26 protein-coding genes and 1 pseudogene are annotated in these 26,793 nt (G+C 57.6%); 9 read left to right on the forward strand and 18 right to left on the reverse strand.

What is annotated here, in order from left to right:
* Positions 1-588: 588 nt before the first annotated feature.
* The 4 genes and pseudogenes from hemB (at position 589) to ABD997_RS01415 (ending at position 3,431) form a co-directional block, all read left to right on the forward strand.
* A complete protein-coding gene (gene hemB / locus ABD997_RS01405; protein ID WP_425557024.1) occupies positions 589-1,593 on the forward strand; it encodes a porphobilinogen synthase in 1,005 nt (334 codons plus the stop codon).
* A gap of 118 nt (positions 1,594-1,711) precedes the next feature.
* A complete protein-coding gene (locus ABD997_RS01410) occupies positions 1,712-2,263 on the forward strand; it encodes a thioredoxin family protein (protein ID WP_345315226.1) in 552 nt (183 codons plus the stop codon).
* 323 nt (positions 2,264-2,586) lie between these two features.
* A pseudogene (locus tag ABD997_RS14955) lies at positions 2,587-2,772 on the forward strand (hypothetical protein); the annotation flags it as partial.
* 308 nt (positions 2,773-3,080) lie between these two features.
* Entirely contained in the window at positions 3,081-3,431 is a 351-nt protein-coding gene (locus ABD997_RS01415) for a DUF3718 domain-containing protein (RefSeq protein ID WP_345315227.1), read from the forward strand.
* A gap of 107 nt (positions 3,432-3,538) precedes the next feature.
* Here the strand turns inward: ABD997_RS01415 and ABD997_RS01420 are convergent, their stop codons facing one another.
* The 4 genes from ABD997_RS01420 to rhlB all read right to left on the reverse strand — a co-directional run bounded on the left by ABD997_RS01420 (position 3,539) and on the right by rhlB (position 8,729).
* Complete coding sequence (locus tag ABD997_RS01420; RefSeq protein WP_345315228.1) at positions 3,539-4,873, reverse strand: CoA-disulfide reductase; 1,335 nt, start codon at positions 4,871-4,873, stop codon at positions 3,539-3,541.
* A gap of 72 nt (positions 4,874-4,945) precedes the next feature.
* Positions 4,946-6,352: an L-cystine transporter gene (locus tag ABD997_RS01425; protein ID WP_345315229.1), complete on the reverse strand. Its 1,407-nt coding sequence runs from the start codon at positions 6,350-6,352 to the stop codon at positions 4,946-4,948.
* Between the two features lie 189 nt (positions 6,353-6,541).
* A complete protein-coding gene (locus ABD997_RS01430; protein ID WP_345315230.1) occupies positions 6,542-7,474 on the reverse strand; it encodes a Ppx/GppA phosphatase family protein in 933 nt (310 codons plus the stop codon).
* On the reverse strand, positions 7,449-8,729 hold the full coding sequence (gene rhlB / locus ABD997_RS01435; RefSeq protein ID WP_345315231.1) for an ATP-dependent RNA helicase RhlB: 1,281 nt from the start codon (positions 8,727-8,729) through the stop codon (positions 7,449-7,451). The genes ABD997_RS01430 and rhlB overlap by 26 nt, the downstream gene beginning before the upstream one ends.
* Before the next feature lie 166 nt (positions 8,730-8,895).
* Between rhlB and trxA the strand changes: the two genes are divergently transcribed.
* The gene (gene trxA / locus ABD997_RS01440) at positions 8,896-9,222 is read left to right on the forward strand and encodes a thioredoxin TrxA (protein ID WP_345315232.1); all 327 of its coding nucleotides are present in this window, start codon (positions 8,896-8,898) and stop codon (positions 9,220-9,222) included.
* Positions 9,223-9,427: 205 nt separating this feature from the next.
* Positions 9,428-10,696 (forward strand): transcription termination factor Rho, encoded by a 1,269-nt coding sequence (gene rho, locus ABD997_RS01445; protein ID WP_345315233.1) that lies wholly within the window; start codon positions 9,428-9,430, stop codon positions 10,694-10,696.
* Between the two features lie 67 nt (positions 10,697-10,763).
* Here the strand turns inward: rho and ABD997_RS01450 are convergent, their stop codons facing one another.
* On the reverse strand, positions 10,764-11,231 hold the full coding sequence (locus ABD997_RS01450; RefSeq protein ID WP_345315234.1) for a hypothetical protein: 468 nt from the start codon (positions 11,229-11,231) through the stop codon (positions 10,764-10,766).
* Between the two features lie 118 nt (positions 11,232-11,349).
* Between ABD997_RS01450 and ubiD the strand changes: the two genes are divergently transcribed.
* From ubiD to ABD997_RS01465, 3 genes are all read left to right on the forward strand, one after another.
* The gene (gene ubiD, locus ABD997_RS01455; RefSeq protein WP_345315235.1) at positions 11,350-12,831 is read left to right on the forward strand and encodes a 4-hydroxy-3-polyprenylbenzoate decarboxylase; all 1,482 of its coding nucleotides are present in this window, start codon (positions 11,350-11,352) and stop codon (positions 12,829-12,831) included.
* A gap of 8 nt (positions 12,832-12,839) precedes the next feature.
* Complete coding sequence (gene fre / locus ABD997_RS01460; protein ID WP_345315236.1) at positions 12,840-13,532, forward strand: NAD(P)H-flavin reductase; 693 nt, start codon at positions 12,840-12,842, stop codon at positions 13,530-13,532.
* A 347-nt stretch (positions 13,533-13,879) separates the two neighbouring features.
* Complete coding sequence (locus ABD997_RS01465; RefSeq protein ID WP_345315237.1) at positions 13,880-14,476, forward strand: GNAT family N-acetyltransferase; 597 nt, start codon at positions 13,880-13,882, stop codon at positions 14,474-14,476.
* Positions 14,477-14,541: 65 nt separating this feature from the next.
* Here the strand turns inward: ABD997_RS01465 and ubiA are convergent, their stop codons facing one another.
* The 13 genes from ubiA to ABD997_RS01530 form a co-directional block, all read right to left on the reverse strand.
* Positions 14,542-15,399 (reverse strand): 4-hydroxybenzoate octaprenyltransferase, encoded by an 858-nt coding sequence (gene ubiA / locus ABD997_RS01470; RefSeq protein ID WP_425557029.1) that lies wholly within the window; start codon positions 15,397-15,399, stop codon positions 14,542-14,544.
* A 131-nt stretch (positions 15,400-15,530) separates the two neighbouring features.
* Positions 15,531-16,046, reverse strand: a complete 516-nt coding sequence (locus tag ABD997_RS01475; protein WP_345315239.1) for an aminoacyl-tRNA deacylase — start codon at positions 16,044-16,046, stop codon at positions 15,531-15,533.
* Positions 16,047-16,096: 50 nt separating this feature from the next.
* A complete protein-coding gene (locus tag ABD997_RS01480; RefSeq protein WP_345315240.1) occupies positions 16,097-17,080 on the reverse strand; it encodes a glutathione S-transferase family protein in 984 nt (327 codons plus the stop codon).
* A 66-nt stretch (positions 17,081-17,146) separates the two neighbouring features.
* The gene (locus tag ABD997_RS01485; protein WP_345315241.1) at positions 17,147-17,542 is read right to left on the reverse strand and encodes a DoxX family protein; all 396 of its coding nucleotides are present in this window, start codon (positions 17,540-17,542) and stop codon (positions 17,147-17,149) included.
* A gap of 189 nt (positions 17,543-17,731) precedes the next feature.
* Positions 17,732-18,241 (reverse strand): putative periplasmic lipoprotein, encoded by a 510-nt coding sequence (locus ABD997_RS01490; RefSeq protein ID WP_345315242.1) that lies wholly within the window; start codon positions 18,239-18,241, stop codon positions 17,732-17,734.
* Positions 18,242-18,438: 197 nt separating this feature from the next.
* The gene (locus ABD997_RS01495; RefSeq protein ID WP_425557030.1) at positions 18,439-19,371 is read right to left on the reverse strand and encodes a formate dehydrogenase subunit gamma; all 933 of its coding nucleotides are present in this window, start codon (positions 19,369-19,371) and stop codon (positions 18,439-18,441) included.
* A gap of 117 nt (positions 19,372-19,488) precedes the next feature.
* Positions 19,489-20,067, reverse strand: coding sequence for a formate dehydrogenase FDH3 subunit beta (gene fdh3B, locus ABD997_RS01500; protein ID WP_345315244.1), 579 nt, complete (start codon positions 20,065-20,067; stop codon positions 19,489-19,491).
* 18 nt (positions 20,068-20,085) lie between these two features.
* Complete coding sequence (locus ABD997_RS01505) at positions 20,086-22,950, reverse strand: formate dehydrogenase subunit alpha (protein ID WP_345315245.1); 2,865 nt, start codon at positions 22,948-22,950, stop codon at positions 20,086-20,088.
* A gap of 9 nt (positions 22,951-22,959) precedes the next feature.
* Positions 22,960-23,157 carry a twin-arginine translocation signal domain-containing protein gene (locus ABD997_RS01510; protein WP_345315246.1) on the reverse strand — a complete coding sequence of 66 codons (198 nt, stop codon included), beginning with the start codon at positions 23,155-23,157 and terminating at the stop codon, positions 22,960-22,962.
* Between the two features lie 125 nt (positions 23,158-23,282).
* The gene (locus tag ABD997_RS01515; RefSeq protein WP_345315247.1) at positions 23,283-23,906 is read right to left on the reverse strand and encodes a TorD/DmsD family molecular chaperone; all 624 of its coding nucleotides are present in this window, start codon (positions 23,904-23,906) and stop codon (positions 23,283-23,285) included.
* A gap of 13 nt (positions 23,907-23,919) precedes the next feature.
* Positions 23,920-25,626, reverse strand: coding sequence for a 4Fe-4S binding protein (locus ABD997_RS01520; RefSeq protein WP_345315248.1), 1,707 nt, complete (start codon positions 25,624-25,626; stop codon positions 23,920-23,922).
* A gap of 120 nt (positions 25,627-25,746) precedes the next feature.
* Positions 25,747-26,286: a DUF3306 domain-containing protein gene (locus ABD997_RS01525; RefSeq protein ID WP_345315249.1), complete on the reverse strand. Its 540-nt coding sequence runs from the start codon at positions 26,284-26,286 to the stop codon at positions 25,747-25,749.
* On the reverse strand, positions 26,283-26,738 hold the full coding sequence (locus ABD997_RS01530; protein ID WP_345315250.1) for a DUF3305 domain-containing protein: 456 nt from the start codon (positions 26,736-26,738) through the stop codon (positions 26,283-26,285). Before ABD997_RS01530 ends, ABD997_RS01525 begins: the two co-directional genes overlap by 4 nt.
* Positions 26,739-26,793: the final 55 nt, after the last annotated feature.

Raw genomic sequence — 26,793 nt, forward strand, 5'->3', positions numbered from 1 at the left:
TCTGCATGTTGTGCAGTCACTCAGTAGCATCGAGAAAATGATGATTTCTCAATCCTGCGTGAGTGCCCACACAGATTGTCTGACAAATTGTTAAAGAGCAGCCCGATTGGGCTTGGCTTCGTTGCCGAAGCAGGAGGCGTATATTACGCTGTTCTCCGTGGTCGTCAAGGCCGTTTTTCAACTTTCTCTCCAACCGTCTAGGTTTTAACCAATCGGGCCGAAACCCCTTTGGTGGCGCCGCTTAGCCTCTCACTGAGTGGCCCGCTGTGCCCCGTCGACAGGGAGCGCATTATAGGGAGAAGTTTCCCGGCCGCAAGAGGTTTTCGGTCGTTTTCTTTCAACCGCACAAACCCCCAGCAACTACCGGCTTATGTACAGAGTTATCCACAAAAGTTCGTACCTAAAGACAAGATCGAAGTGTAAATGGTCAACGTGACCACCAATTACCGCCTCACGTCGGCATACCCTTGGCGGGCCTGCAATTGTTTCTCTTGTGATGCACGACATTTCAGCGCAACAGCATTTTGCTAATATGCTGGCATCGGCAGTGAACCTCACTGCAACTTTATTCCATTCAAGGAGCGTATCGTGACTCTATCAGGAACCTTTCCCCGCCGCCGGCCCCGCCGTATCCGCAAACATGAGTTCTCCCGTCGTCTGATTGCCGAGCACACTTTGAGCAGCAGTGACCTTATCTACCCGGTCTTTGTGCTTGAGGGTAATAGTCGACGCGAAACCGTTCCTTCCATGCCAGGTGTGGAGCGTCTGTCGATAGACCTTCTATTAGAGGAGGCGGCAGAACTGGTCGCTTTAGGGATCCCTGCACTGGCGCTCTTCCCGGTAACCCCCTCTGAACTGAAATCGCTGCAAGCTGAAGAGGCATACAACCCAGACGGTCTGGCCCAGAAAGCGGTCAGAGCACTTAAACGCGCGCTCCCTGAGTTGGGCGTGATCACCGATGTGGCTCTTGACCCTTTTACCACCCATGGCCAAGACGGAATCATTGACGAATCAGGCTATATCCTCAATGACGTTACCACTGAGGTGCTGGTCAAGCAGGCCCTGTCACACGCCGAAGCGGGTGCTGATGTCGTTGCACCTTCAGACATGATGGATGGGCGTATCGGTGCCATCCGCGACGCGCTGGAGGCGGCGGGACACCACAATACACAGATCATGGCGTATTCCGCCAAGTACTCCTCCAGCTTCTACGGCCCATTCCGGGACGCTGTTGGTAGCTCTGCCAACCTCGGCTCTGGAAACAAACATAGCTACCAGATGGATCCTGCCAACAGCGATGAAGCTATCCACGAAGTGGCCATGGATATAGAGGAGGGCGCAGACATGGTGATGGTCAAGCCCGGCATGCCCTACCTGGACATCGTTCGCCGCGTTAAGAGTGAACTTCGCGTCCCCACCTTCGCCTACCAGGTCAGCGGTGAATACGCCATGCTCAAGGCGGCCAGTCAGAATGGCTGGCTGGATGAGCGCAAAGTTGTGCTTGAGTCCCTGCTCTGCTTCAAGCGTGCTGGCGCAGATGGGGTGTTGACCTATTTTGCGAAAGACGTGGCGCGCTGGCTGAAGCCGGAGTAATTCTCTTCAAACGCTCAGTACCAGCTAGATCACACTTTTGCATACCGGTTCGCACCCGTGCTGAGTTTCGTGGTCATATGCATGGCTTACTGCCTCGCTGAAATTTTAAGGAAAATCGATGAAAAAAGCGGTCTTGGCTGCCCTGCTCAGCCCTCTGATGTTCAACCCTGCCCTAGCAACGGAACACAATGGTGGCTGTGGCTTTGAAGAAGCCAGCGAGGGCAGCCTCTTTGCCACCTGCACCCAAAACGAAGAAAAGAAGGAAGTGATTTTGACCGGCATTCTTAGCTTCGATGACCTGCGCCAGCAGCCAGGTTATGACGATAACTTTGCGGCGTACGTCCCGGACGCAAACGCGGTCGCCCAACTCAAACAGATCACCACACCCACTGAGATCGTCGTGATTGTGGGCACTTGGTGCCCTGACTGCCACCGGGAAACACCACGCCTTGCCAAGATCCTGAACGAGGTGAACAATCCGGCGTTCACGATCACTTACATCGGTATCGATCGTACACGCACGGACCCCGAGGGTCTCTCCTCCTCGTACGACTTCCAGCGGATCCCCTCTATCCTGGTTCATCAAGAGCAGAAAGAGATTGGGCGTATCGTGGAATCTCCCGAGACCACGTTAGAACAGGACCTGCTGCGGATCCTCCAGGCCCAATAAAGGCTAATTGGAAGCCTGGCGGAGCGATACGGTCAGTAACCCCCTAAGGCACGCCTCCAGGCGTGCCTTTTTATGCGCGATTAACGTTTAGTGGCAACTGCTAACCTTGATCTTTAGGTAATGCCGCCTGAGTCGCCGTAAAGGTGAACGCCATGGTCAACCGCTCCTACTTTGTTGCTCTGCTGGTCGCGCTTCTCACCGTCCCGGCTTTCCCCCTCACTTTTGCCGAAACCTCTGTGGACAAGAAGTCAGTGAGACTCATCGCAGAGGATAATCAGCCTGCAACGCGCGTCGGTCTCAGTGCCGCTTGAGACAGCCCCAACCAATTTACCCGTACCCTACGCCGTGTTGGCCTCGGCTACTTAACCGCCGCTCGGGGAATCCGATGCAACGGTCAGTCACTTAATCAGTTTGCAGCCAAATACAACCCCAATACGGAAACCGTTCGTCGCCTAGATAGGTTTAGCCGCCCCAGTGAGCGGCAACGGCATCCCCTGAACAACCACTGATGCCCCCACGGACTGAGTCTTACGCCTGAGCCCAGCAACGGTCTCCGACACGTGGCTGAGGCTTTGCCTTTGCGACCGAATCAAGCGAATTTGTCCCGTTCAAGTTATGTCCATATGTGTCTGCGTGTGAATGCTTATGTTTGACGTCACAGGGCCGATTTCGTCACCCATATGGATAGTAAGGTCTTTTTGATATCCATCCATTCACACTCGTCTTACCCGCTTACATCCAAACACAGTTGCCTAACAGCATTTTTCCCCTCATGGGCAAAGCTTGATAGGCATTCCGACAAATAAGGATCGTTAAGATGAAATCCGTGATTTTTGCTTCTGTTTTGCTGGCTTCCGGCGCGGTTACCGCTACAGAGTTTGTTGCGGCCGACAACACTCGGGAAACCAAGCTCTGCATGGCTGCGGCAACTGGTACACCGCTCAAGATGATGACCACCATCAAGTATTCCGGCTACGATGATCGCAGCGTCGCTCGAGGCATTGCCTGCAACGACGAGCCAATCAACTTTTTCGCCGCGCGTTACAACGATGATGAGCGGGTAGTAAATCGCCTTAACCGATTCGCCCGGACTAAAGCCAATGTCAACATTATCGACCTGTCCCAGAACCAGAGCGGTACCTTGGTGATTGGAGGCCGTGCCAAGTAGGGTCCCTTTGAGATTCAGGTTCCTACGACAGTAATGACAACGCCGGCCTAGTGCCGGCGTTGCTGTCGTTTCGGGAGATGGACCTCTATATACGTCGTCACCTCGCCTTACTTGGCTACATTCCCGGCCACGTTAAGCGCATCCCAGGTTCGAGCAAAAGGAGGTGCATAACAGAGGTCCAGCATTCCCAGATCCTCTGTCGTCATGCCACCGTGAATGGCCGCAGCCAAAGTATCGACTCGCAGCACCGCTCCCAGCCCCCCGGCCACCTGGCCTCCCAGTATCACTTTGGTTTTGGCGTCATAGATCAACTTGATGCGTAGATCCTGCTGGTTCGGCACGTAATTAGTGGTGTTTTTATCGTTGATCACTACGGTCTTGGTATCGCGCCCCAAGGCTTTCGCTTCCTGCTCGCTCACACCGGTGCGCCCCGCTTCAACGCCCAGAACCTTGACTGCAGCACTGCCTAAAGTGCCGGGAAAACGTTTCTGGGCACCACAAAGATTCTCACCGATTAGCCGTCCCAACTTATTGGCAGTGGTCGCCAGTGGGATATAAACCGGCTGTTGGCGGATCCGGTGGAACACCGTGGCGCAATCTCCGGCGGCATAGATATCCGGCTCACTGCTTCGACCCTGGTCATCAATCACAATTGCGCCGTTCTCCAGCCTATCCAGACCACTGTCATCGAGAAACGCCGTCGTTGGCCGTACACCCGTGGCCACGATCACCAGGTCCGCCGGGTAGCTGCCTTTATCAGTGGTCACTTGTTCAACCGCCAATTGCCCCTTTAATGCGCGAACCTTTTCGCCTAGATGCATGGCGATCCCCTTCCGGGTCAGTTCCTGTTGGATCAGCTCGGACACCTCTTCATCAAAGGACTCCGCCAGGACCCTTTCAGCCAGCTCAATCAGGCGTACCCGCTTACCCTGCTCATGCAGCGCTTCGACCATCTCCAGGCCGATGTAACCCGCACCGATCACCACGACATCCTGGCACTCCTTCCGCTCGGCCAATCGACGCAGCGTGAGACCGTCCTCCAGTGTTTTGACAAAATGCACCCGCTCCAGATCCAAACCTTCTATGGGCGGTCGAACCACGGAAGCGCCGGTGGCGACCATTAATTTGTCGTAGGGCTGAACAAACTCCCTACCCTCGGACAGGTCCCGTACGGTAATTGCCTTGCGAGCCGGGTCGACCTTCAGCACCTGGTGGGCAGTGCGCAGATCGATACCAGACTCACGGAACTGCTCCACGCTGCGCTCTGCCATGTAGCTGGCGTCATCAAAAAAGCCGCCGACAAAATAGGGCAGGCCACAAGCGCCGAAAGAGACGACACTGCCCTGCTCAAAAACAGTTATATCGGCGTCGGGCGCCGTGCGACGGGCCTTGGCGGCGGCACTCATGCCTGCCGCTTCTGCCCCGATGATGACGATCTGCATCTGAGTTTCTCACTTAGCAAAAAAGAGAGAAGGCTGCACCCAGGCAGCCTTCGAGAACCACACTATGAACTCTTAGGATACGGATTCCATATCCAGTTCCAAGTCCTGCTCGCCATTGAACACCTCCATATCGGTTTGACCCAACAGGCGGCTGGTGACAAAACCGGTTGCGATGGCACCATTAACATTCAACGCGGTGCGCCCCATGTCGATCAGGGGCTCGATTGAGATCAGCAAGCCAATCAAGGCGATCGCTTCAGTGGGCAAGCCAAGGGCCGAAAAGACGATCAGAGCGGCGAAGGTGGCACCACCGCCAACCCCGGCAACACCGAAAGAACCGACGACGATAACCGCGATCAAGGTTGCGATGAATTCAAGACTCATCACGTCCAGTCCAATGACCGGCGCGACCATCACCACCAGCATCGCCGGATAGATACCGGCACACCCGTTTTGACCAATGGTGGCGCCGAAAGAAGCGGCAAAGTTTGCCACTCCATCAGAGACGCCCAGTTGACGGGTCTGGGTTTGGATGTTGAGCGGGATGGTCGCAGCGCTTGAGCGGCTGGTAAACGCAAAGGTCAGCACCGGCCAGACCTTCTTGATGTAGGTCATCGGATTACCACCCACCAGCGAGATCATCAGCAGGTGGACACCGAACATCAGTGCCAGCGCCACGTAGGAAGCCAGTACGAAATTGAACAGGTTGAGAATGTCCTGGAAGTTGCTGGTGGCCAGGACCTTAGTCATCAGGGCCAGTACGCCGTAGGGGGTAAGGCGCAAAACCAGGGTCACGATGCGCATCACAATGGCGTACGCCACTTGCATGAAAGCATCAAACTTCTCGGTCAACTCCGGCTGCTTCTTGTTGACGCCCAGGGCGGCCACGCCGATGAAAGCGGAGAAGATCACCACGGAGATGATGGAGGTATCTCGGGCCCCGGTCATATCCAGGAAGGGGTTTGCGGGAATGATTTCAACCAGTGTATTGGCAATGGAGATCCCCCCAGCCGTTCCTTCACGAGCCAGCAGGGCTGCCGCGCGCTCCGCTTCCCGGCCACCATGAACCAAACCTTCGGCGCTAAGGCCAAACAGGTGAGACACTACCAGGCCGATCAACCCGGCTATCGCGACAGTCACCAGCAGGATACCTATGGTCAGGGCACTGATCTTCCCCAGGGACTCCCCATCCTTGAGCTTCAGGATGGCACTGATGATGGACACCATCACCAGGGGAATGATGATCATCCGCAGCAACTGAACATAACCACGGCCGGCAATATCAAAATATTCAATGGACGCCTGCAGTGACGCGTTATCGCTACCGTAAACCAGTTGCAGCACAGCCCCTAGCCCAATACCCAGACCGAGTGCGACAAACACACGCCGGGTAAATTTCACATGGTTACGCTGCATCTTGTAGAGCATCGTAAACAGCAGCAACATCACCATGACATTCGCCAGGACATACAGATCCATAATCTACTCACCTTTTCGCCGAAATCGCCGGCGCAATCATCTTAACAGCGTAATTTATTGTTTGAGTTTATAAAGCCGGAGCATTGAACTCCAATAATCAGGCCCGGCAGGATACCCAAAGGAGCGAGCAGATAATATTCCCAAATGGAATAAGAAAGTGTGAAGAGATTGGCGGTATTCTTGTCGTGGTCAGCGGATCCGTCGATCCAGCTCGACCAGCACCCCCTCTCTCAGGGCACCGCCGGCGGGCAAGACAGCGCTGATCTTCAGCTCTGCCAACAACGATGAGAGGATCGCCACGCCAGCGGCAAAGGTCGCCCCTCGCTCTGGCTCCAGGTCATCCAGTTCGCCGCTTCCCAGCGCAATCAACTCCTGCTCAACCCGCATCAGTAAAGCCGGCGTCAGCGCAGTATCGGACCAACCCCGGTTCGCGATCAGCTCGAACAGGCTGCGGAAGGTACCGGAGATCCCGAGGGCCGCATCCCAGCCCCAGCCGTGAAGCTCCGCCAGTATCGGCTTTAGCGCCTGAGCAACTGACTCTTTTGCCTGCTCTAGCGCCGTGGCCGTGACGCCACCGGAGAAATAATGCTGGGTATAGAGCACAGCCCCCAAGGGCAGCGAGTGTTTGCAGCGGATAGAGGCATCTCCAATCACCAGTTCGGTACTGGCACCACCGATATCCAGAACCAGAGCTCGTCCCTCGACGGCGGTGGTGGCCCGCATACCCTGGTAGATATAGGTCGCCTCCCTCTCCCCCGAAATGATCTCGATGGGGTGGCCAAGCAGTGCCTGACCACGGTGGCAGAATGCCGCCGGGTCTTTCGACTGACGCAGCGCCGCGGTGGCATAGACCGCCACTTCGACAGGCCGATACTGCTTAAGGAGTTGGCCAAACCAGGCGAGGCACTCTAGGGCGCCCGCCTCGACCGATGGACACACAGAACCATCCGGCCCCAGCCCCTGGGCCAGCCGAACTTTGCGCTTATGTTTGGCGATGATGGTCGGGAGAGGCTGACCCGGACGGGCCAGCAAGAGGTTAAAGCTATTGGAGCCGAGGGTCACAGCGGCCAGCAACGGGCCGCTGTGTTCCAGCCCGTCAGCCGTGACGGCGTTGGCGCCCACCGCGGGAGCCTCCCTGCCGATCACCTCGTTGGCCGCCAGGGCGACGCTGTCGCGGAGCCTGACGCTTGGGTCGGCGCAGATCGGTCAGCAGGGCATCAGCATCGTAACCGCTCATGGGAATGCTGTGGCCAATGTATTCCTCAATGGCCGGCAGGTTCATGGCGTACTGCTCGCAGGCAAAACTGATCGACTTACCGGTCGCACCGGCACGGCCTGTCCGCCCGATACGGTGAACATAGTCCTCACAATCATCGGGCAGATCGTAGTTGAAAACGTGAGTGACATCGGGAATGTGCAGACCTCGTGCAGCCACATCGGTGGCAACAAGAAAGTCGATCTCACCGCTTTTAAACTGCTCAAGGATCTTGACCCGCTTCTTCTGCGGCACATCACCAGAGAGCAAACCCACACGATGGCCATCTGCGGCCATCCAGGCATAGATATCTTCACAGCGGTGCTTGGTGTTGGCGAAGACGATCCCCTTATCGGGCCACTCCTCCTCCAACAGGGTCAGCAGCAGTGCCATCTTATCGCGGTTAGAGGGGTAGAACAGCTCCTCCTCGACTCGCTCAGCGGTCTTACGCTCCGGCTCAATCTGTACATGCTCCGGCTCGTTCATATGCTCGTAAGCCAGCTCCTGCACCTTGAAAGAGAGGGTAGCGGAGAACAGCATATTACGTCGTTGAGCGGGTGCAGGCATGCGCCTAAACAGGTAGCGGATATCCTTGATAAAGCCCATGTCGAACATACGGTCGGCTTCATCAAGCACCATCACCTGGATCGCATCGAGGCTGTAAACACCCTGCTTGAAGTAATCGATCAGACGACCTGTGGTGCCGATCAGGATATCGACACCGTTACTCAGAGTTTCACGTTGGCTTTCGTAGCCTTCGCCACCATAGGCCAGGCCGAGCTTCAGCCCGGTCGCCGCCGCCAGTGGCTCCGCATCTTTGCAGATCTGTATCGCCAGCTCCCGGGTCGGCGCCATGATCAACGCACGAGGGCTCTTACCATCGTGGTTTTCCGGGGCACCTCGGGTCAGCAACTCGTGAACCGTCGCCACCAAAAACGCCAGGGTTTTACCGGTTCCGGTCTGGGCTTGGCCCGCGATATCTTTACCACCGAGGATAATCGGCAGCGTCAACGCCTGGATCGGCGTGCAATAGTGAAAACCGCTGCTCGCCAGCGCATCAACCACAGAAGATGCCAGCGGAAAATCAGCGAATTTCTTTTCAGTCAGATGGGTCTTTGTCATAACGAAAGCAGCATATAGGATGCGCTTGCCATTGGAAACAGATCCCGTCAAATTATCGCCATGAAACGACCTGTTTTCACCCACCTTGAAAGTGGACCAATTGGACCCCATGATCCTTTCACTGCCCTCAGGGTTCACCGGTCACACATAAAATCTGGAGCAAAGAATGAGCGAAAAACTGATTACGCTGTCCGATGACAGCTTCGAAAGCGATGTACTGAACGCCGCCCAACCGGTGCTGGTCGATTTCTGGGCGGAGTGGTGTGGCCCATGCAAAATGATTGCTCCCGTTCTGGACGAGCTGGCCGGTGAATATGAAGGCAAGCTGACCATCGGCAAAATGAATGTCGATCAGAACAGTGGCACCCCGGCGCAGTACGGCATTCGTGGGATCCCGACTCTGCTGCTGTTTAAAGGCGGCGAGATGATCGCCACCAAGGTCGGCGCTGCATCTAAGACCCAACTCAAAGAGTTCATCGACGCCCATCTGTAAAGGTGTGTCGACACAAGAGGGTGGCAGCCATTGCCACCCTTTTTTCCCTCCGGAGAAAGCGCTGGACGCCTCCAGGCATTGGTGCTAACTTTCTTAACCAGTACATTTCTCGGCCTTTTGGCCCCTATCTCCCAAATCATTCACAGTGACAGTGAAACGTTCGCGCTCCACGCCGGCGCGCAAAACCGATCGAAAAGACCCACCTATGAACCTTACCGAACTGAAACAGATGCCGGTCTCCGAGCTGGTTGCCCTGGCAGAGTCCATGGGGCTGGAAAACCTGGCCCGAGCCCGTAAGCAAGATATTCTGTTTGCCATTCTCAAAGCACATGCCAAAAGCGGCGAAGACATCTTTGGCGACGGTGTACTGGAGATCCTACAGGATGGCTTCGGTTTCCTGCGCAGCGCGGATTCCTCCTACCTGGCCGGCCCGGATGACATCTATGTGTCCCCCAGCCAAATCCGCCGATTCAACCTGCGTACCGGTGACACCATTGCCGGCAAGATCCGTCCGCCCAAAGATGGCGAGCGCTACTTTGCCCTGCTCAAGGTGAATGAGGTCAACTATGACCGCCCGGAGAACTCCCGCAACAAGATCCTGTTTGAAAACCTGACGCCGCTGCATGCCAATGATCGCCTGCGGATGGAGCGTGGTAACGGTTCAACCGAGGACATCACTGCGCGGGTCTTGGACCTGGCCAGCCCCATCGGCAAAGGTCAACGTGGCCTTATCGTCGCTCCGCCCAAGGCCGGTAAGACGCTGTTGCTGCAAAACATCGCTCAATCCATCGCTCACAACCACCCAGACTGTGAACTCATGGTGCTGCTGATCGATGAGCGTCCGGAAGAGGTGACCGAGATGCAGCGCCTGGTCAAAGGCGAAGTGGTTGCTTCCACCTTCGACGAGCCGGCTTCCCGTCACGTCCAGGTGGCGGAGATGGTTATTGAGAAAGCCAAACGTCTGGTAGAGCACAAGAAAGACGTCGTGATCCTGCTGGACTCCATCACCCGTCTCGCACGCGCCTACAACACGGTTATCCCCAGCTCCGGCAAGGTACTGACCGGGGGTGTTGACGCTAACGCCCTGCACCGTCCCAAGCGCTTCTTCGGCGCCGCCCGGAACGTTGAAGAGGGCGGTAGCCTGACCATCATCGCCACCGCACTCATCGACACCGGCTCCAAGATGGACGAAGTGATCTACGAAGAGTTCAAGGGCACCGGTAACATGGAACTGCACTTGAGCCGCAAGATCGCCGAGCGTCGGGTGTTCCCGGCTATCGACTTCAACCGCTCCGGGACTCGCCGTGAAGAGCTGCTTGCTGGCAGCGAAGAGCTGCAGAAGATGTGGATCCTGCGCAAGATCCTCAACCCGATGCAAGAGGTGGAGGCGATGGAGTTCCTTATCGACAAACTGGCCATGACCAAGACCAACGACGAGTTCTTCGAAGCGATGAAGCGCGTTAAGAGCAAATAACGTCAGGCGTCACCTGCAAACGCCCTGCTCAATCGAGCGGGGCGTTTTTGTTCAGTGCCAACCTGACCTACTCCGGGCAATCAGCAACCAGGTAACGGTCTTCAACCCAGTCCAAACGGTAACAGACTCCCTCCCACTCATGCAGGACCCCGTCCGGCCCAACCCGAGTGCGGGCATTGGCCGGAAGCGTTGCCCGACTGCCCACCGCCACCTGCTCCTGCCTCAGCGTCACCGGAGGTGGTATCACTCTCGGTCTGGGTGGGTCAGGAAGGATATAAGCCTGCGGGCGACGGTAGCGATAGTGGTGATAACGGTCGTGACGATAGCGATCGTGACGATAGCGATCAAACCAGGGGTCGTGGCGCCCCCAGAAGGGATCATGTCGATAGCGGCCGCCGTAATACCAGATCGGCCGTGGGCCCAGGTAGCCGGAGTGGTGCCCGGTGTGCCATTGGACGCCAAGATGCCAATCCACCTCAGCGACAGAGGGTCCACTGAGCAACAGGACACCCAGCCCGATCAAACCCCACTTCATCTGCTCCTCCCCACCGACAGCGCCTCACCGCCCGGTAGGGCGACGACAAGCCCGATTCGGCTCGTTATAATGGCCCGCACTGAGATGGACATCACATCATTAACGAGACCACACATTCATGAAGTTTAGGGATCTGCGCCAGTTTATCGAGCACCTCGAGGCCAATGGCGAACTCAAGCGGATCAGCACCGAGGTGGATCCCCACCTTGAGATGACCGAGATCAGCGACCGGGTATTGCGCAATGGCGGCCCCGCCCTGCTGTTTGAAAACCCCAAGGGCCACACCATGCCGGTTCTGGCCAACCTCTTCGGTACCCCAAAGCGGGTCGCCATGGCATTGGGCAAAGAGGATCCCAAAGCCCTGCGCCAGGTTGGCGAGTTGCTGGCTTTCCTGAAAGAGCCCGAGCCACCCTCTGGCTTCAAGGACGCCATCGCCAAGGTGCCGATGTTCAAGCAAGCCCTTAACATGCCCCCCAAGGTGGTCAAGAAAGCGCCCTGCCAGGAGATCGTGCTCAGTGGCGATGAGGTGGACTTGACCCAGCTGCCGATCCAGCATTGTTGGCCCGGCGATGTGGCCCCTCTGGTGACCTGGGGCTTAACCATCACCAAGGGACCAAACCAGAAGCGACAGAACCTGGGGATCTACCGCCAACAGCTGCTGGGTAAAAATCAGCTGATCATGCGCTGGCTCGCCCACCGCGGCGGCGCCCTCGACTACCAGGAGTTTCAGCGCCAGCACCCCGGTGAACGTTACCCGGTCTCGGTGGCTCTGGGGGCGGATCCCGTCACCATTCTCGGTGCCGTCACACCAGTGCCGGATAGCATGAGCGAGTACGCTTTTGCCGGTTTGCTACGGGGCGAGCGCACCGAAGTCGTGCAATCGGTCAGCAACGAACTTCAAGTCCCGGCCACCGCCGAGATGGTGCTGGAGGGTTACCTGGAACCCGGGTTGGAAGCGGATGAAGGCCCCTATGGGGATCACACCGGTTACTACAACGAAGTCGAGCGTTTCCCGGTGCTGACCGTCACCCACCTGACCATGCGTAAAGACGCCATCTACCACAGCACCTACACCGGTCGGCCGCCGGATGAGCCGGCGATGCTCGGGGTCGCGCTCAACGAGGTGTTCGTACCTATCCTCAAGAAGCAGTACCCAGAGATCGAGGATTTCTACCTGCCGCCGGAGGGTTGTTCCTACCGCATGGCGGTGATCACCATCAAGAAGCAGTACCCGGGCCACGCCAAGCGCGTCATGATGGGGGCCTGGAGCTTCCTGCGTCAGTTTATGTACACCAAGTTCATCATTGTCTGCGACGACGACGTCAATGCCCGAGACTGGAACGACGTAATGTGGGCCATCACCACCCGCATGGATCCTGCGCGGGATACGGTGATGGTGGAAAACACCCCAATCGACTACCTCGATTTCGCGTCACCGGTAGCCGGCCTTGGCTCCAAGATGGGGATGGATGCCACCAACAAGTGGCCCGGTGAAACGGACAGGGAGTGGGGCGAGCCCATTGTCATGGATGAAACGATCAAACAACGTGTCGACGCCCGGTGGGCTGAGTACGGATTCGAACAACAAGAAAAAGAATAAGGAACGTTATGAGCCGTATCTCATGCCAGGTCGTGTCTGTCACGCCCTTTAATGACACCGTCTACCGAGCCATCCTCAAACCGGCAGCCCCTCTGGCCTACCGCCCGGGGCAGTACCTCACCATCGTGATGAGTGAACAGGACAAACGTCCCTTTTCCATCGCCAGCGCACCGGGTGGCGATACTCTGGAGCTGCATATCGGCGCCGCCGTGGCCGAGGGCTACGCCATGCAGGTGGTTGACCGCCTCAATAGCGAAGCGCAAATCGAGATCGAAGCCCCTTTCGGTGACGCCTACCTGCGTCCCGACAGCAGCCGTCCCCGGGTATTGATTGCCGGTGGTACCGGCTTCTCCTACGTAAATAGCATGATGGAGTGGTTGATCCAACAGGGCGATAGTCAGACGACTTTCCTCTACTGGGGGAGCCGTGACCCCCAGAGCATGTATCTGCGGGAGGCTGCCGAGCGCTGGCAAGCCCAGCACCCGGCGCTGACCTTTGTGCCGGTCTTTGACCACCCGGTCGCCGGTGCCCGCCAAGGGACGGTGATCGACGCTGTCTGCGCGGACTTCATCAGCTTGCTGGATTACGACGTCTACATCGCGGGACGTTTCGAGATGGCGGGTGCGGCGCGGGAGCGGTTCCGCCAGCATGGCATCGACGAAGCACACCTCTTCGGCGACGCCTATGCCTTCATGAAGTAGCTCTAAGGCACCCACAGGGTGCCTTTCTTCTCTCTGGTTTCGGCTCTAGGACGTCAGAGAAGACAGGCAACGCAACCCGGGCTGCAATCACTCTCACCGATTTACCGGAATCGGCTCGCCACCCTCACACCGCCGAATCTGTCGTGCCGTACTCCGTGTTGCAGTCCCAACCACCATAACCGGGCTTCCACGCATCCATCGCAAGTTAAGCTACCGAAACGCTCATGCCGCCCCCGGTGCCGAGCCAGGCAAGGATGAGTTCGTTTTTTGTACAGCGATCACAGATCCGTGCTTGTCCTTAATGGATAATCCCGCCGCCTTTTTCTTCCCCTGTCGTTAGGAGCGTTATGACTCTGCACACACTGCTCAACGGTGATCGCCTGCCCCTGTCGGGTCAATACACCCTCGAACTGCTCAAGCCGAGTGACATGCCGGCGATCTGCTCCATGCTGGCGGATGAACAGGTAAACCGGCACCTGTTTTTTGCCCCCGCCTCCGAACAGTTGTACTACGACTACTTCCTACCCCAGTTTCAGGCCATGGACGACGCTATCGAGCAGCGTCAGCCGTCACAAGGGCCGCTGATGGTCGCTATCAGGGACGGAGCCAACACCTTCGCCGGCATGGCCGTATTGACACCCACTGAGGGCCAGCCTGGTCAGTTCAGCATTGGCTATCAGCTGCCTGCTGCTCATTGGGGCTTGGGCCTGGCGACGGCGGTTTGTCGCCTGTTGACGCGTTTCGCCTTTATCCACCTTGGGGCACAGAAGGTGCAGGCGGATCTCTACGATACGCATACCGCCAGCAAGCGAGTGCTGGAGAAAAGTGGTTATGGCCGCAGCCACAAGGTGTATGGCCACTTCGAACAGGGCCAGGTTGACCAGAGCTGGTTCGCCCAAACTCGGGCCCAGTTTTTGCGCTCGCGGGTCATTGCGGCAGCCTGAGTGACAGGCATCAAGAGCAAAAACGGCACCCTCGGGTGCCGTTTTGTTTGCTGATCTCACCTATCCTAAGACAGGGCATGGTCCAGCACCACGCCGGTAAAGAGAACTGCCCCGGCCCAGTTGTTGTTGAGAAACGCCTTGAAACAGTCTGGCCGTTGCCGGTCAAAGATCAACCGCTGCTGGTAAACAAACAGCATCGCCATCCCCGCCAGCGCCAGCGCATAGAACATTCCCAACCCGAGACGGAGCCCAACTCCGGAGAGCAAAACCAGGGTCAATACCTGGAAGACACCAACCCAGTGACGATCCCAACGGCCAAACCAGATTGCACTGGATCGGATCCCGATCTTTACATCATCGTTGCGATCCACCATGCCGTACATGGTGTCGTAAGCGACTGTCCAGCACCAGTTGGCCGCGAACAGGTACCAGGCGATGGTGGGCACCTCACCGGTCTGGGCGGCGAATGCCATCGGAATGGACCAGCTCCAGACCACGCCGAGAAACATCTGCGGCGCGGCAAGGAATCGCTTAGTGAAGGGGTAGATGATGGTGAGCAAAATGCCGACATACGCCATCTGCACCGTCAACGCATTGAGCTGCAGCACCAGAGCGAAGCAGACAAGGCCGACTACGGCGAAAAGGATCAGCGCCTCTTTTGCCCGTATCTCTCCATTGGCCAATGGGCGGTGTCGGGTACGCTCCACATGCCCATCCAGCTTGCGATCAGCAAAATCATTGATGATGCAGCCATTAGCCCGCATCAGCCAGATCCCGGCAAAGAAGATAAGGAACACATCAAGCTTGGGGAACCCACCCGCCGCCAACCAAAGGGCGGACATGGCGGGCCAGAATAGAAGAAAGGTGCCGATGGGGCGATCCAACCGGGTGAGGCGAAGATACGCATCCAAGCGCCCCTGCATTACTGCGAGCATGGTCCCTGCCTTGTTATCGTTATCGAGGTGGCCATTATGCGATAACCAGCAGGGAGTGTCAGCCCGTCGGCGAACTGCCCGGAGGTTTTAGAAACCGGAAAACGCCACCGGCACGGTCTCTACTGCCAGTCCCAGCCACGCTTTGGCTGGCCATAATCGGCACTGCGATCAACGCTAAAGCGACCATGGGGATGGTTGGCCATGACAGCAAGGAAGTCCGGGTGACTGAGGCGCACCAAGTTCTCATGATCCCCCGCCTCCATATACACCTCAGGCTCCTCCGCCAGCTGCTCGTCGTACACCGACTGAACATGATAGGGTTCACCGGTTGCCGGCAACGCACCCAACTCACAGTCGCTAAAGCTGCCTTTGAGCTTGGACTCAGGGATCAGGTGGAGCTCGCAACCCAGCTGCTCACTCAGTTTACGCAGGATCACCCGGTTGCCCGCCGGCACGACGGCAAGAATGCGACGCCCTTCGTGATCCTCCAACATCACCCCTTTCGCCGTTTGTCGGACAGGCACCCCGGCATTTAATGCGGACTGAACCGCCGACTGACTATGGGCATGAGGCACTAGGGAGTACCGCACACCAAGGCTTTCAAGATAATCACTGACTCGCATTGCTACGGCCATAACTGCCTCCCCCCTCTCGGGTGATACAGACCGATTCGCTCCCTTTAAGTTTAGCCTCCCAACGACTCCCTGCCATGGGGCGACTTGAAGTCGAGCACCGGCCCTTTCGGGATAATCCGAGTGGGATTAATCATGTCGTGGCTGTAATAGTAATGACGCTTGATGTGCTCGAAGTTCACCGTCTCTGCGACTCCGGGCCACTGGTACAACTCACGTACATAGCCGGACAGGTTAGGGAAACTACTCAGTGTCTGCCGGTTACATTTGAAATGGCCAAAGTACACCGCATCGAAACGGATTAGAGTGGTAAAGAGCCTCCAATCGGCTTCCGTGATCTGAGCCCCCACCAGGTAGCGCTGCCCAGACAAGCGCTCCTCCAGGCGATCCAGAGCCGCAAACAGGCGATCATAAGCGGATTCGTATGCTCCCTGTTCCGTGGCAAAACCGGCCCGGTAGACCCCGTTGTTGACGTTGTCGTACACATCTTTGTTGATCGCCTCGATATCGTCGCGCAGCGCTTTGGGCCAGTAGTCGTCGTGGTTGCCCGTCAAGTCATCAAAGGCGCTGTTGAACATGCGAATGATATCGCTGGATTCATTGCTGACAATGCGCTGCGAGTGACGATCCCAGAGTACCGGCACCGTCACCCGACCACTATAGTCGGCTTTGTTCTTGGTGTAGATCTGATGGTGATAATCAAAGTCGTGCAAGGCGTCCCCGGTAGAGCCGCTGGCCTTGTCAAAGCTCCAGCCCTGTTCCAACATCTCCGGACTGACAATAGACACACCGATATATCTCTCCAGTCCTTTGATGGCGCGGAAAATCAAGGTCCTGTGGGCCCAGGGGCAGGCCAATGAGACGTAAAGGTGGTAGCGCCCCTTCTCCGCCTTGAATCCCCCCTCACCGGAGGGGCCTGGGCTGCCATCTGCAGTGATCCAGTGCCGCAACTGGGCCTCCTCACGGACAAACTCACCATCGTTGCTTTCAGTGTCATACCACTCATCATGCCAAACACCGTTTACCAGTTGTCCCATCTTGTTGCTCCTGTATTCAGTCGGGTCATGAACGCGAACGCTGTCTTACCGCGTCCGTCCGTTCGCTCATTGGGTTCGTCGCGCGTCCAGGCTGAAGCGGCCAGGCCCATGAAGCACCAGCAGCAGGAATCCACCGGACATGGCGATATTCTTGGCAAAGCTGTTGAAGTCATTCGCGAGGTCACTGTGAAAGAGCATGGCGGACGCCACGCAAAAGGCGGCGAGCAAAGCGGCAACCAGTCGCGTCTGATAGCCCAGGATCAGGGCTATCCCGCCTCCCAGCTCCAGCAGCAAAACCGGGTAGAGCAGCACACCAGCTACCCCCATTGACTCCATCCAGCCCTGAGTTCCAGCAAAGTTACCGATCTTGTTATAGCCAGCCACCACAAAAATAAATGCCAGCGCCAATCGGGCCAGCAGGTCCGCTGCAGCATACGGAGTCGGGTTACGAAGGTCACTCATGGCCGTTCCTTTAATCATTAAGTGGATACCAAATCAGTTTAAACCCAACAAATAGAAACAAAATCGCAAATAAACGGCCCATTTATCTCATTTTATCGAACCTTTATCGCATGAACGCCGAGGTGGCACTGTCAGTCAGCGAGCTTGGGGATACGCTCCACTGATCGGCCATGCCATCCCTGACGAGGCTCAATAATCACAATTGAGGGTATTGTGGCGGTCACTGGTGCAGTAGCGCTCGACCACGGTATACCCGAGGTAATCTTCGCCTTCCCACTCGAAGGTCAAAAACTGCCGGTAGAGCTTGGGCGACGTTTCCAACTGATCACGGTTGTCATAACGCCCCTTCGAAGCCAAGTTCGCGAAAAACGAGAACCAGTTATAGCCCGTCACGAGTTGGTCGTCCCTGCTCAATACATAGCGTTGATCCAGAGAAACTTGGTAACGTTGGCGCGCCCCAAGGTTGGGCAAACGATGATGCCGGGGGAATTGACGACTGAAGTTGGTGACCGTGGGAGAGAGTGTGAATTGATGCAGGGGGTCGGCGTAGGCTTCCTCTATCCCTTGCAACTCTGCCATGCTGGTGATCACTTGGGGTTCGTAGCCGGGCAGCTGCCCACGGTTGGTCCGTGGCAGGTAGGGGGATGCACAGGCAGACAGCAGCATGGCGACCACCAGAGTCAGGACGAACTTTTTCATATCAAGGCCTCCTTGCCCAGAATAGAAGAGTTTCTCCGCATCGTATGACGTCTCTGTGTCTCAGACCCATACGGCAGATCCACCACTTCTTGAATAATCCAATCACAATCGACTGAGTGTTAATCCTATCTGGAAGGTGGGGTATAAAAAAGCCCCGCTAAGCGGGGCTTTAAAGGCTTATCAGCCGAGAGTCGGGATTAGGCCTCGCGATACTCGATGTTGCCCTTGGCCTTCAGTTCGTCGTACCACACATTGTGGTGCTGCTTGGCCCAGTTCTCATCGCAATACCCCGTGACCATGGACCGGAATCCCCCTTCCGACAGCACGGTGGCCATAAAGATATGCACCACAGTAAAGCCGGTCAGGATGATGGCAGAAGCGCCATGGATCATGATGGCGGTCAGGCTCGCCGTACGTGAGGGGTTGATATATTCCGGGAACAGCATCACCGCGCCCGAGCCTATCAGGGCCAACCCAAACAGCGTAAAACACCAGAACCAAAGCTTCTCACCGGCATTGGAAAATCCCGAATCGGGGTGTTTTCCCTTGAAGGGACCGAAATTCAGGTATCCCCCCACCACCAGGAACCACTTCAGATCATAGCGGGCCGGAATGTTGTGCTTCATCCACCGCAGCATCGCTAAAATCGCGAAGATGGAGAAGGGAACCGCCATATAGTCATGAACTGGCTTAGCGATACCGGCCAAGGCCCCTACCCCTTCGGCTCCAAGATAGTCACCGAAGACAAAGCGCCCGGAGAGCAGCGCCAGACCCGTCACGATCAGGAGCAGGCAGGGAATGGCCATCAGCCAATGGATCACGATGTCGACCTTGGGCCAACGCAGCACCTCCACACCGGAAAAGCCCTTCTCCAGTTTCGCCGCACCGTTAACCAACGAGAACACGGCGAAAACCAGGATCATTCCGAACAGCGCCAGCGCCAGTGCCGGTGCAATCCAACTTGGTCGGGCCTGAATCAGGCCGGGGTCGTAGGTGTTGATCAAACTGGCATGGAAGGACCCGTTAGACTGGGTCGTTCCGGTCTCGCCATTTTTCACCTGCAACCAGAGTGGATTCAGGCCCTCGGTCTTGGCTTGCGCTCCCTCCACTTCCGCCGCCTGAGCAGCCATGACCGCCTTGGCCACCAGCGCATCATTCGGCTCCGTAGAGGCGCCCCAGGCTGCGCCTGCCACTATGACAAGCAGCAGCACCAGGCCTCGCCTTAATGTCGCGTTCATACTGCCTCCTTAGCCATCCCAGCCGGCGTTCTCGGCACCACGCACTGCAACCCGCTGGCGGAAGATCCCAGAGATTACATCCGCATCACCGGCCAACAGGGCCTTGGTGGCACACACTTCAGCACAGAATGGCAGCTTGCCTTCGGCAATCCGGTTGGCCCCGTAGAGGCGCGCTTCCTTCTCAGAACCCACCTCCGCGTCTGGCCCCCCGGCACAGTATGTACACTTGTCCATCTTGCCCTTGCCACCGAAGGTGGTTTTCTTCGGAAACTGAGGCGCACCGAAGGGGCAAGCGTACAGGCAGTAACCGCAGCCAATGCATTTATCCTTGCTGTGGCGAACAATGCCGTCGGCGGTCTGCTCGAAACAGTCCGCCGGGCACACCGCCATGCAAGGGGCGTCGGAACAGTGCATGCAGGCCACCGAAATGGAGGCCTCCTCACCCACAACCCCATCGTTGAGGGTCACCACGCGACGGCGTGATACCCCCCACTGCAGGGAGCTGTCGTTTTTACTCTTACAGGCGACCGTACAACCGTTGCATTCGATGCAGCGTTTGGTGTCACACAGGAATTTCATCGTAGCCATAAGTCACGTCTCCCTTCCTTAAGCCTTGCTGATCTGGCAGATCGACACCTTGGTCTCCTGCATCTGAGTCACGATGTCATAGCCGTAGGTCATCGCCGTATTGGCAGACTCCCCTTGGATATAGGGCACCGTGCCATCCGGATAGCTGGGAACCAGCGACTCACCTTCGAAGATCCCGGCGAAGTGGTAAGGCATGAAGCACTCTCCGGGGATCACCCGCTCGGTGACCATCGCACTGATATGCAGCTTGGCACCCTCCGGCGAATGCAAAATCACGCTGTCGCCATCTCGGATGCCGCGGTCCGCCGCGTCTGCCGGGTTCATCTCGACAAACATCGTCTGCTGCAACTCGGCCAGCCAAGGGTTGGAACGGGTTTCCTCGCCACCCCCCTCATACTCCACCAGACGTCCGGTGGTCACGATCATCGGGAACTTGCGGTCCAGATCCTCGTTTCGCACCTTCTCCTGGATAGACTTGTAGAGCGTAGGCAGTCGGGCAACCTGGCGGTCATCGTAACTGGGATACTTGATCGCCAGTTCACGGCGCGGGGTATACAGGGGTTCACGGTGGATAGGCACTTCATCCGGGAAGGTCCAGACGCGGCAGCGAGCCCGGGCATTACCGAAGGGAATGCACCCATGCTTCATCGCCACACGCTGGATACCGCCGGAGAGATCCGTTTTCCAGTTGCGTCCCTCTGCCTGCTCCTTCTCCTCCGGTGTCAGGTCATCCCACCAGCCCAGCTGCTTGAGCATGTCGGCGGTGAACTCCGGATGGCCATCGCCGATCTCATTCCCCTTGGAACCGGGGTCTGCGGCCAGCAGGTTTTCCCCCTCGTACTCCACCCCGAAGCGGGCACGGAAGTTACCGCCCCCCTCAAGGATGTGCTTGGAGGTGTCATAGAGGATATGGGTTCCCGGGTGCTTCTGCTCCGGTGTACCCCAGCAGGGCCACGGCAAGCCGTAGGTTTCCCCTTTACAGGGACCCCCTTTCGCTTGCAGATCCTCAAACTCGAAGGTGCCCCAGTTTTCCTGGTGCTGCTTGAGGCGCTCCGGCGACTGCCCGGTGTAGCCGACGGTCCACATGCCGCGGTTGTACTCACGGACGATATCCTCGATCAGTGGCACACTGCCCTCAACCTTGATGTTCTTGAACATCTGGTCGGCGATCCCCACTTTCTTGGCGATCAAGTACATGATCTCGTGGTCCGGCTTGGACTCGAATACCGGCTCCACCACCTGGCTACGCCACTGCAGAGAGCGGTTTGAGTTGGATACTGATCCGTAAGTCTCAAACTGAGTGGCCGCCGGCAGCAGGAACACGTTGTCCTTGCGGGTGTGCATCACCCCGGCCATGGTCGGATAGGGGTCGACCACAACCACCGCGTCCATCTTGTTGAGGGCTTCACGTACCTCGCGCCCCCGGGTTTCGGTGTTCACGGATTGGCCGAGGAAGAACGCCAGGCGAATGTTGTCCTTCTGGCCGATCTTGGCCTTGTCTTCCAGTACCCCATCGTGCCAACGGGAGCAGGGGATCCCGGCGGAAAACATCGGCTGAGCGCCGAGGTAGCTGCCCTGGTCGAAGCGGGACTTAACCCACTCGTAATCCAGCTCCCACACCCGACTCCAGTGTTGCCAGGCTCCCTCCGCCAGACCGTAATAACCCGGCAAGTTGTCGAACAGCAGTCCGAAGTCGGTCGCACCCTGCACGTTATCGTGGCCACGGAAGATGTTTGCTCCACCACCGGACACCCCCATGTTACCGAGCGCCAGCTGCAGAATGCAGTAGGCACGGGTGTTGGCGTTACCTATGGTGTGCTGGGTTCCGCCCATGCACCAGACAATGGTGCCGGGACGATGTTCGGCCAGGGTTTTAGCAACCCGGTACACCTCCTTCTCACCGGCGCCACAGATGGTTTCCACTTCCGCCGGCGGGTAGTTTTTCACCTCCTCGCGGATCTTCTCCAGTCCCCAGACCCGGCGGTCGATGAAGTCCTGATCTTCCCAGCCATTCTCAAAAATGTGCCAGAGCAGGCCGTAGATGAAGGGGATGTCGGTACCGGGACGAATATGAACGTACTGGTCCGCATGGGCGGCGGTACGAGTAAAGCGGGGATCGACCACGATCATCTTGGCGCCCCGCTCTTTGCCTATCAAGACATGTTGCATAGCAACCGGGTGCGCTTCCGCCGCGTTGGAGCCGATAAACAGCATGCTCTTACAATTGTGCATGTCGTTGTAAGAGTTGGTCATGGCGCCGTAGCCCCAGGTATTGGCGACCCCGGCTACCGTGGTGGAGTGGCAGATCCGTGCAGAGTGGTCAACGTTGTTGGTTCCCCACATCGCCGCCAACTTGCGGTACAGATAGGATTGCTCGTTGTTGGTCTTGGCCGAACCCATGAAGTAGATGGAATCGGGGCCGGACTCCTCCCGAATGTTGAGCATGAGATCGCCAACCTGGTCGATCGCTTCGTCCCAGCTGAGTTTCTTCCACTTACCATTCTCCAGCTTCATCGGGTACTTAACCCGTTTCTCGCTGTGGGTGTGGTGAATGAGTGACGCCCCTTTGGCACAATGCGCACCCCGGTTGATGGGATGATCAAAAGCCGGCTCATGCTCGATCCAGACGCCGTTCTGAACTTTGGCGTAAACGCCACATCCCACGCTGCAGTGGGAGCAGATGGTGCGAACGGTGCTGATCTCGCCGGAACCCGCGGCATCTGCCGCCTGCGCTTTCTTTATCATGCCGGTGCCGAGCATGGAGGCGGCGGCGATGCCGCCGGTAGTGACCCCTGCCCGTTTCAGGAATTGACGCCGATTGAGGCCCAAACCACCACTCTCACAAGTGGATGCTTTGGCTTGTACAGAAGGTGTAAGTTTCATCCTGACCCCCTAAGAGTTACGCGCAGTGGCGTAGTAGGAAAGGATATGTTCGGTTTCGCGATAGCCTTGGGGCTTCGCGTCGGACGCGACTTCTACATCGCGGGGGGATGCGTGCACCGCTTTGCTGCCCAGGGCAACGGCGCCAGCTCCCAGGCCAAGGGCCTTGAGTGCGGCGCGGCGGTCCTTACGGGGCTGCCTGTCTTGCATAAACACCTCCTAAAGGTGTACGTGAGTTAAAGGTGAGGCGACAACCCACTGCCCCACCACCGGAACTCTCTGCCTGATGGCGTGTCCGTACTTCAACCCCGTCAGCGGGGCATGCCCATCAGGGCTTAACCAGTCTGCTGGACGTTCACGTCCAAAACCTGGTTGCCAAATGTGGTCTTCTCAGTGGCAAAAAAGGCGGTTCCCAGCGCTGCCACAGCGGCGTAGAAAGCTGCGTTCTTGGCCTTACCGAGGTCCGTAAAGAAGGTTTCTACCCAGGGGGCCAGGTGACGCTGCCAGAACGTCAACTGCTCATGCTGTCCAGCCTCAAGCAGCAGATGAGCCATCACCTCGCACAGGGCGGCCAGATGGTCCTCCGGCTCTTTCACTTCATCCTGTCGGGCGAATCCCAACCTTGCCAAGTCCTGACGCAACAGGGCCAGGGGCTGGTCCATCAGGGAGCCGGTCAGGTACCAACTGGTATAGGGAATCACCTCACCATGTCCCAGGCCGATGAACAGATTGAAATACTCATCTTCCAGCGGGGCCACCTCCTGGCCCTGAGCCGCCAGCTTCAAACCATGCCAGGCACGGTTCATCGCATTATCACTGTCGCTATCCAGCTCAAGCTCCGACAGAAACTGTAGCAGGTCTGCAGTTGGAGTCTGACGTAACAGCGCCGCCAGCAGTTGATAGATATCGGCGCGCAGCTGCTGGTGCTCGGTCACGACTCGGTTTTGTTGTTGTGTCATAGGTACCTCGGAGTCAAACCCGCAGTTGTTTTTCCGGATCATTGAGAAGGTCGGAAAAGAGATCCTTCACTCGACAGTCTTCGCACATTTTCAGTCGCTTCGCCGCATCACCAGCAAAGGCGCTGTGACTGGCCAGAGCAACGGTCATCTTCTCTATCACCGCCTTGGTGGCAAAAGGCTTACCGCAGGTGATGCACTCGAAGGGTTCCTCCTCTTTCAGCACCCGCTGCTGCTGACGCGCCTCACGATCCAGCAGCACCCTGGGCTGTAACGTGATCGCCTTCTCTGGACAGGCCTTTTCGCACAGCCCGCACTGGACACAGGGCTGCTCAGTAAATTTCAGGGCGGGCTTTTCACCTCCATCCTGCAACGCGCCAGTGGGGCAGAGTGCTGTGCAGCTCATGCACAGGGTACAGCTGTCGACATTCACCGAGACCTGGCCATAGGGCACTCGGCCCAGCTCCAGTATGGCCTCAGAGTTGGCGGCGGTGCCATTGAGATGGTCCAGCGCATTAAACAGGGTGTCCCTCTTCGCCAGGTCTTTGCCAAACGCCGCGACCGGCAGTGTCGGCCAATTCGCACTCTGTGCCACCATGCCGCCCAACTGCGCCAGCTGATCACTGTCCAGCAGGCAGAGGCGGTCTTTTTCAAGATCGATCGCCTCCAGCAGGGTGCGGGCGAGCGTCAATTCATTTTGCACCAGCGTCAGCAGGGTCGGTGGGGTAACCGGGGTAGTCAGGATGATCACCTGGCGAGCCCCCCAGGCCAACGCGGCCAGGCAGCTATCGATGCCTGCCACGGCCACCTCTTCCAGGGCAATAGGCAGAACCCCTCCGGGCAGCTGGTTGAGCCCGGCAATGGCCTGTTGGCCCAGAGTCTGATCATGCAGCAGCACGACCGGACGCTGATCCGACAAAGATTGGTAACGGGTGAGAAGGCGCTTGAGGTAATCCTTCAACACCGCTGGAGTAGGCTGGTCGTACTGAATAGCGCCGGTCGGGCAAGCGCTGGAGCAGCTTCCGGCGCCGTGGCAAAGGTAGGGATCAATCTGTATGGCTCCCTCCTGGGAGCTGATGGCATCCGCCGGGCACACGCTGAGGCAACGGGTACAGCCCTCAATGTTGCTGGAGTGGTGCGCACAGATATCGCTGTTGACCGTGACGTAGCGGGGCTTGTCGAACTGACCAACCAGCTCGGGCAGTTGCGCCAGCGCATCCGCCAGCTTGTCGCTGTCCTCTCCCGGGTGAAAATAGCCAGGGGGCAACAACTCCAGGCTGAGAACCGGCTGTTGGCCGAGATCCAGCACCAGATCGTAGTGCGGACGCCGAACCGCGCCCAGCGACAACTCAATGGGTGAACCGCCCTCCGACTCCCGGATAACCACTCGAAACTGACCGAGAAAACCGCTGATCTGCACATCCCGGCTGAAGTATGCCGGAAGAGCTTCTGTTGCTTCCGCCGCCGCCATCACCTGCTCCAGATACTCATCATCCTGGCAACTGATGGCATCCGTCGCGAGCAGGGTTACGCTGGCCAAGGACGCCGAAGAGGCCACCAGCTTGGAAGCCGCCAGGCGGATTCTGTCTTCGGACCCAAGGATCAACAGGTGCCCCGCTGTCTGGTAAGAGACAGTCTGGGGTATCAGATTTTCCAGCATGGTGATTTGGGCTAGGCTCTGCTCACGGGCCGGATCCGCTGCACCGATTTCAAGTTTGCTCACTGTGCGTTCCTAAATGATTCGTAGCTCTTATAGTAATTCTGTTGCCAGGGACGAGCGATGAACTGCATCAAAAGATGAGCAAGATTCGTACCGCGCTCGAGCTCGTTCCTGTCCTGTTGGTTACGCTGGAGTCTGTCCGTCGTCTGCACCACCCTCTTCAGATGCGACTTTTTGTCCAGGTTCCTGCTCCTGCCCGGTGGGTTCTGGTGACTTTTTGTCCAGTTGCGCAACCGCACTCTCAGCCCCCTCCTCGACATCTTTAACCATGTGACGAAAGACCTTCTCAGCCAGTTCAGCCGCCACTTTGGCGCTGAGCTTAGGTTGCGCGGCATAATCCAGATCGTACTCGCAGAGGCCATCCCGCACGTTGTAGTGCGGCTGCTTCCAGAGCGCCCTCAACGCCTCCTGGCGCTTGTCCGCTGCCACATCGGGACGCATAAAGGCCGCGAAGCTGCCGCCCTCTTCAATCTCTTCGGGGTCTGGCAGTGGTGCCTCGGGCTCCTCCTGTACCTCCGCGGCTTGGTCCGACTCTACGGCTTCAACCGCCTCTCCAGGCATCGCCGACGATTCGAGCTCCTCCGCTTCCTCTCGAGCCTGCTTCGCCTCCTCCTCGGCAACCGCCGCCCGGCGGCGCTGCCAGCGATCCAGAAATCCGCTCATGCCTTACCCCCTTTGGGCTTCATCTCGTCACGAACATCAATGTGCCGGCGCCGATGGGCCGTGATCGGCTGCTCGCCGTGGCGCGTCAGGAACGATTCCAGCCAGCAGCCGATGGCATCCGGAATGGGACAGGTCAACACCGGCGTGTCGCCCTCCAGAGCACCGGCCGCCACATTCTGGTTGGCAGTTATCTGCATCGGGATCGGGACGCCATCTCCCTTGTCATCACAGATGATGAAAAGCTTCGGATTGGGCAGATCCAGGTTAAGGCGGTAGTTGGCGCGCTCATCGAGAAACAGCTCCATCATCACCCGATACGCCCCTTCCGGCTTCTCCCCTCGTGCGGGGAGCAGTTGATCGACTTCCCAGCGTACCTGGCTCCAGCGGCCAACCTGAACGTGCTGAGATTTGAGCGTGACATCCAGTTGCCACAGAGATTCGCTATGTTGCATCGATCACCCGATATTCGGCTTCAGTAACTAACAGGGTATATGCAAAAATCGTTCC

The organism is Ferrimonas gelatinilytica, assembly GCF_039544205.1.
GTDB lineage: Bacteria > Pseudomonadota > Gammaproteobacteria > Enterobacterales > Shewanellaceae > Ferrimonas > Ferrimonas gelatinilytica.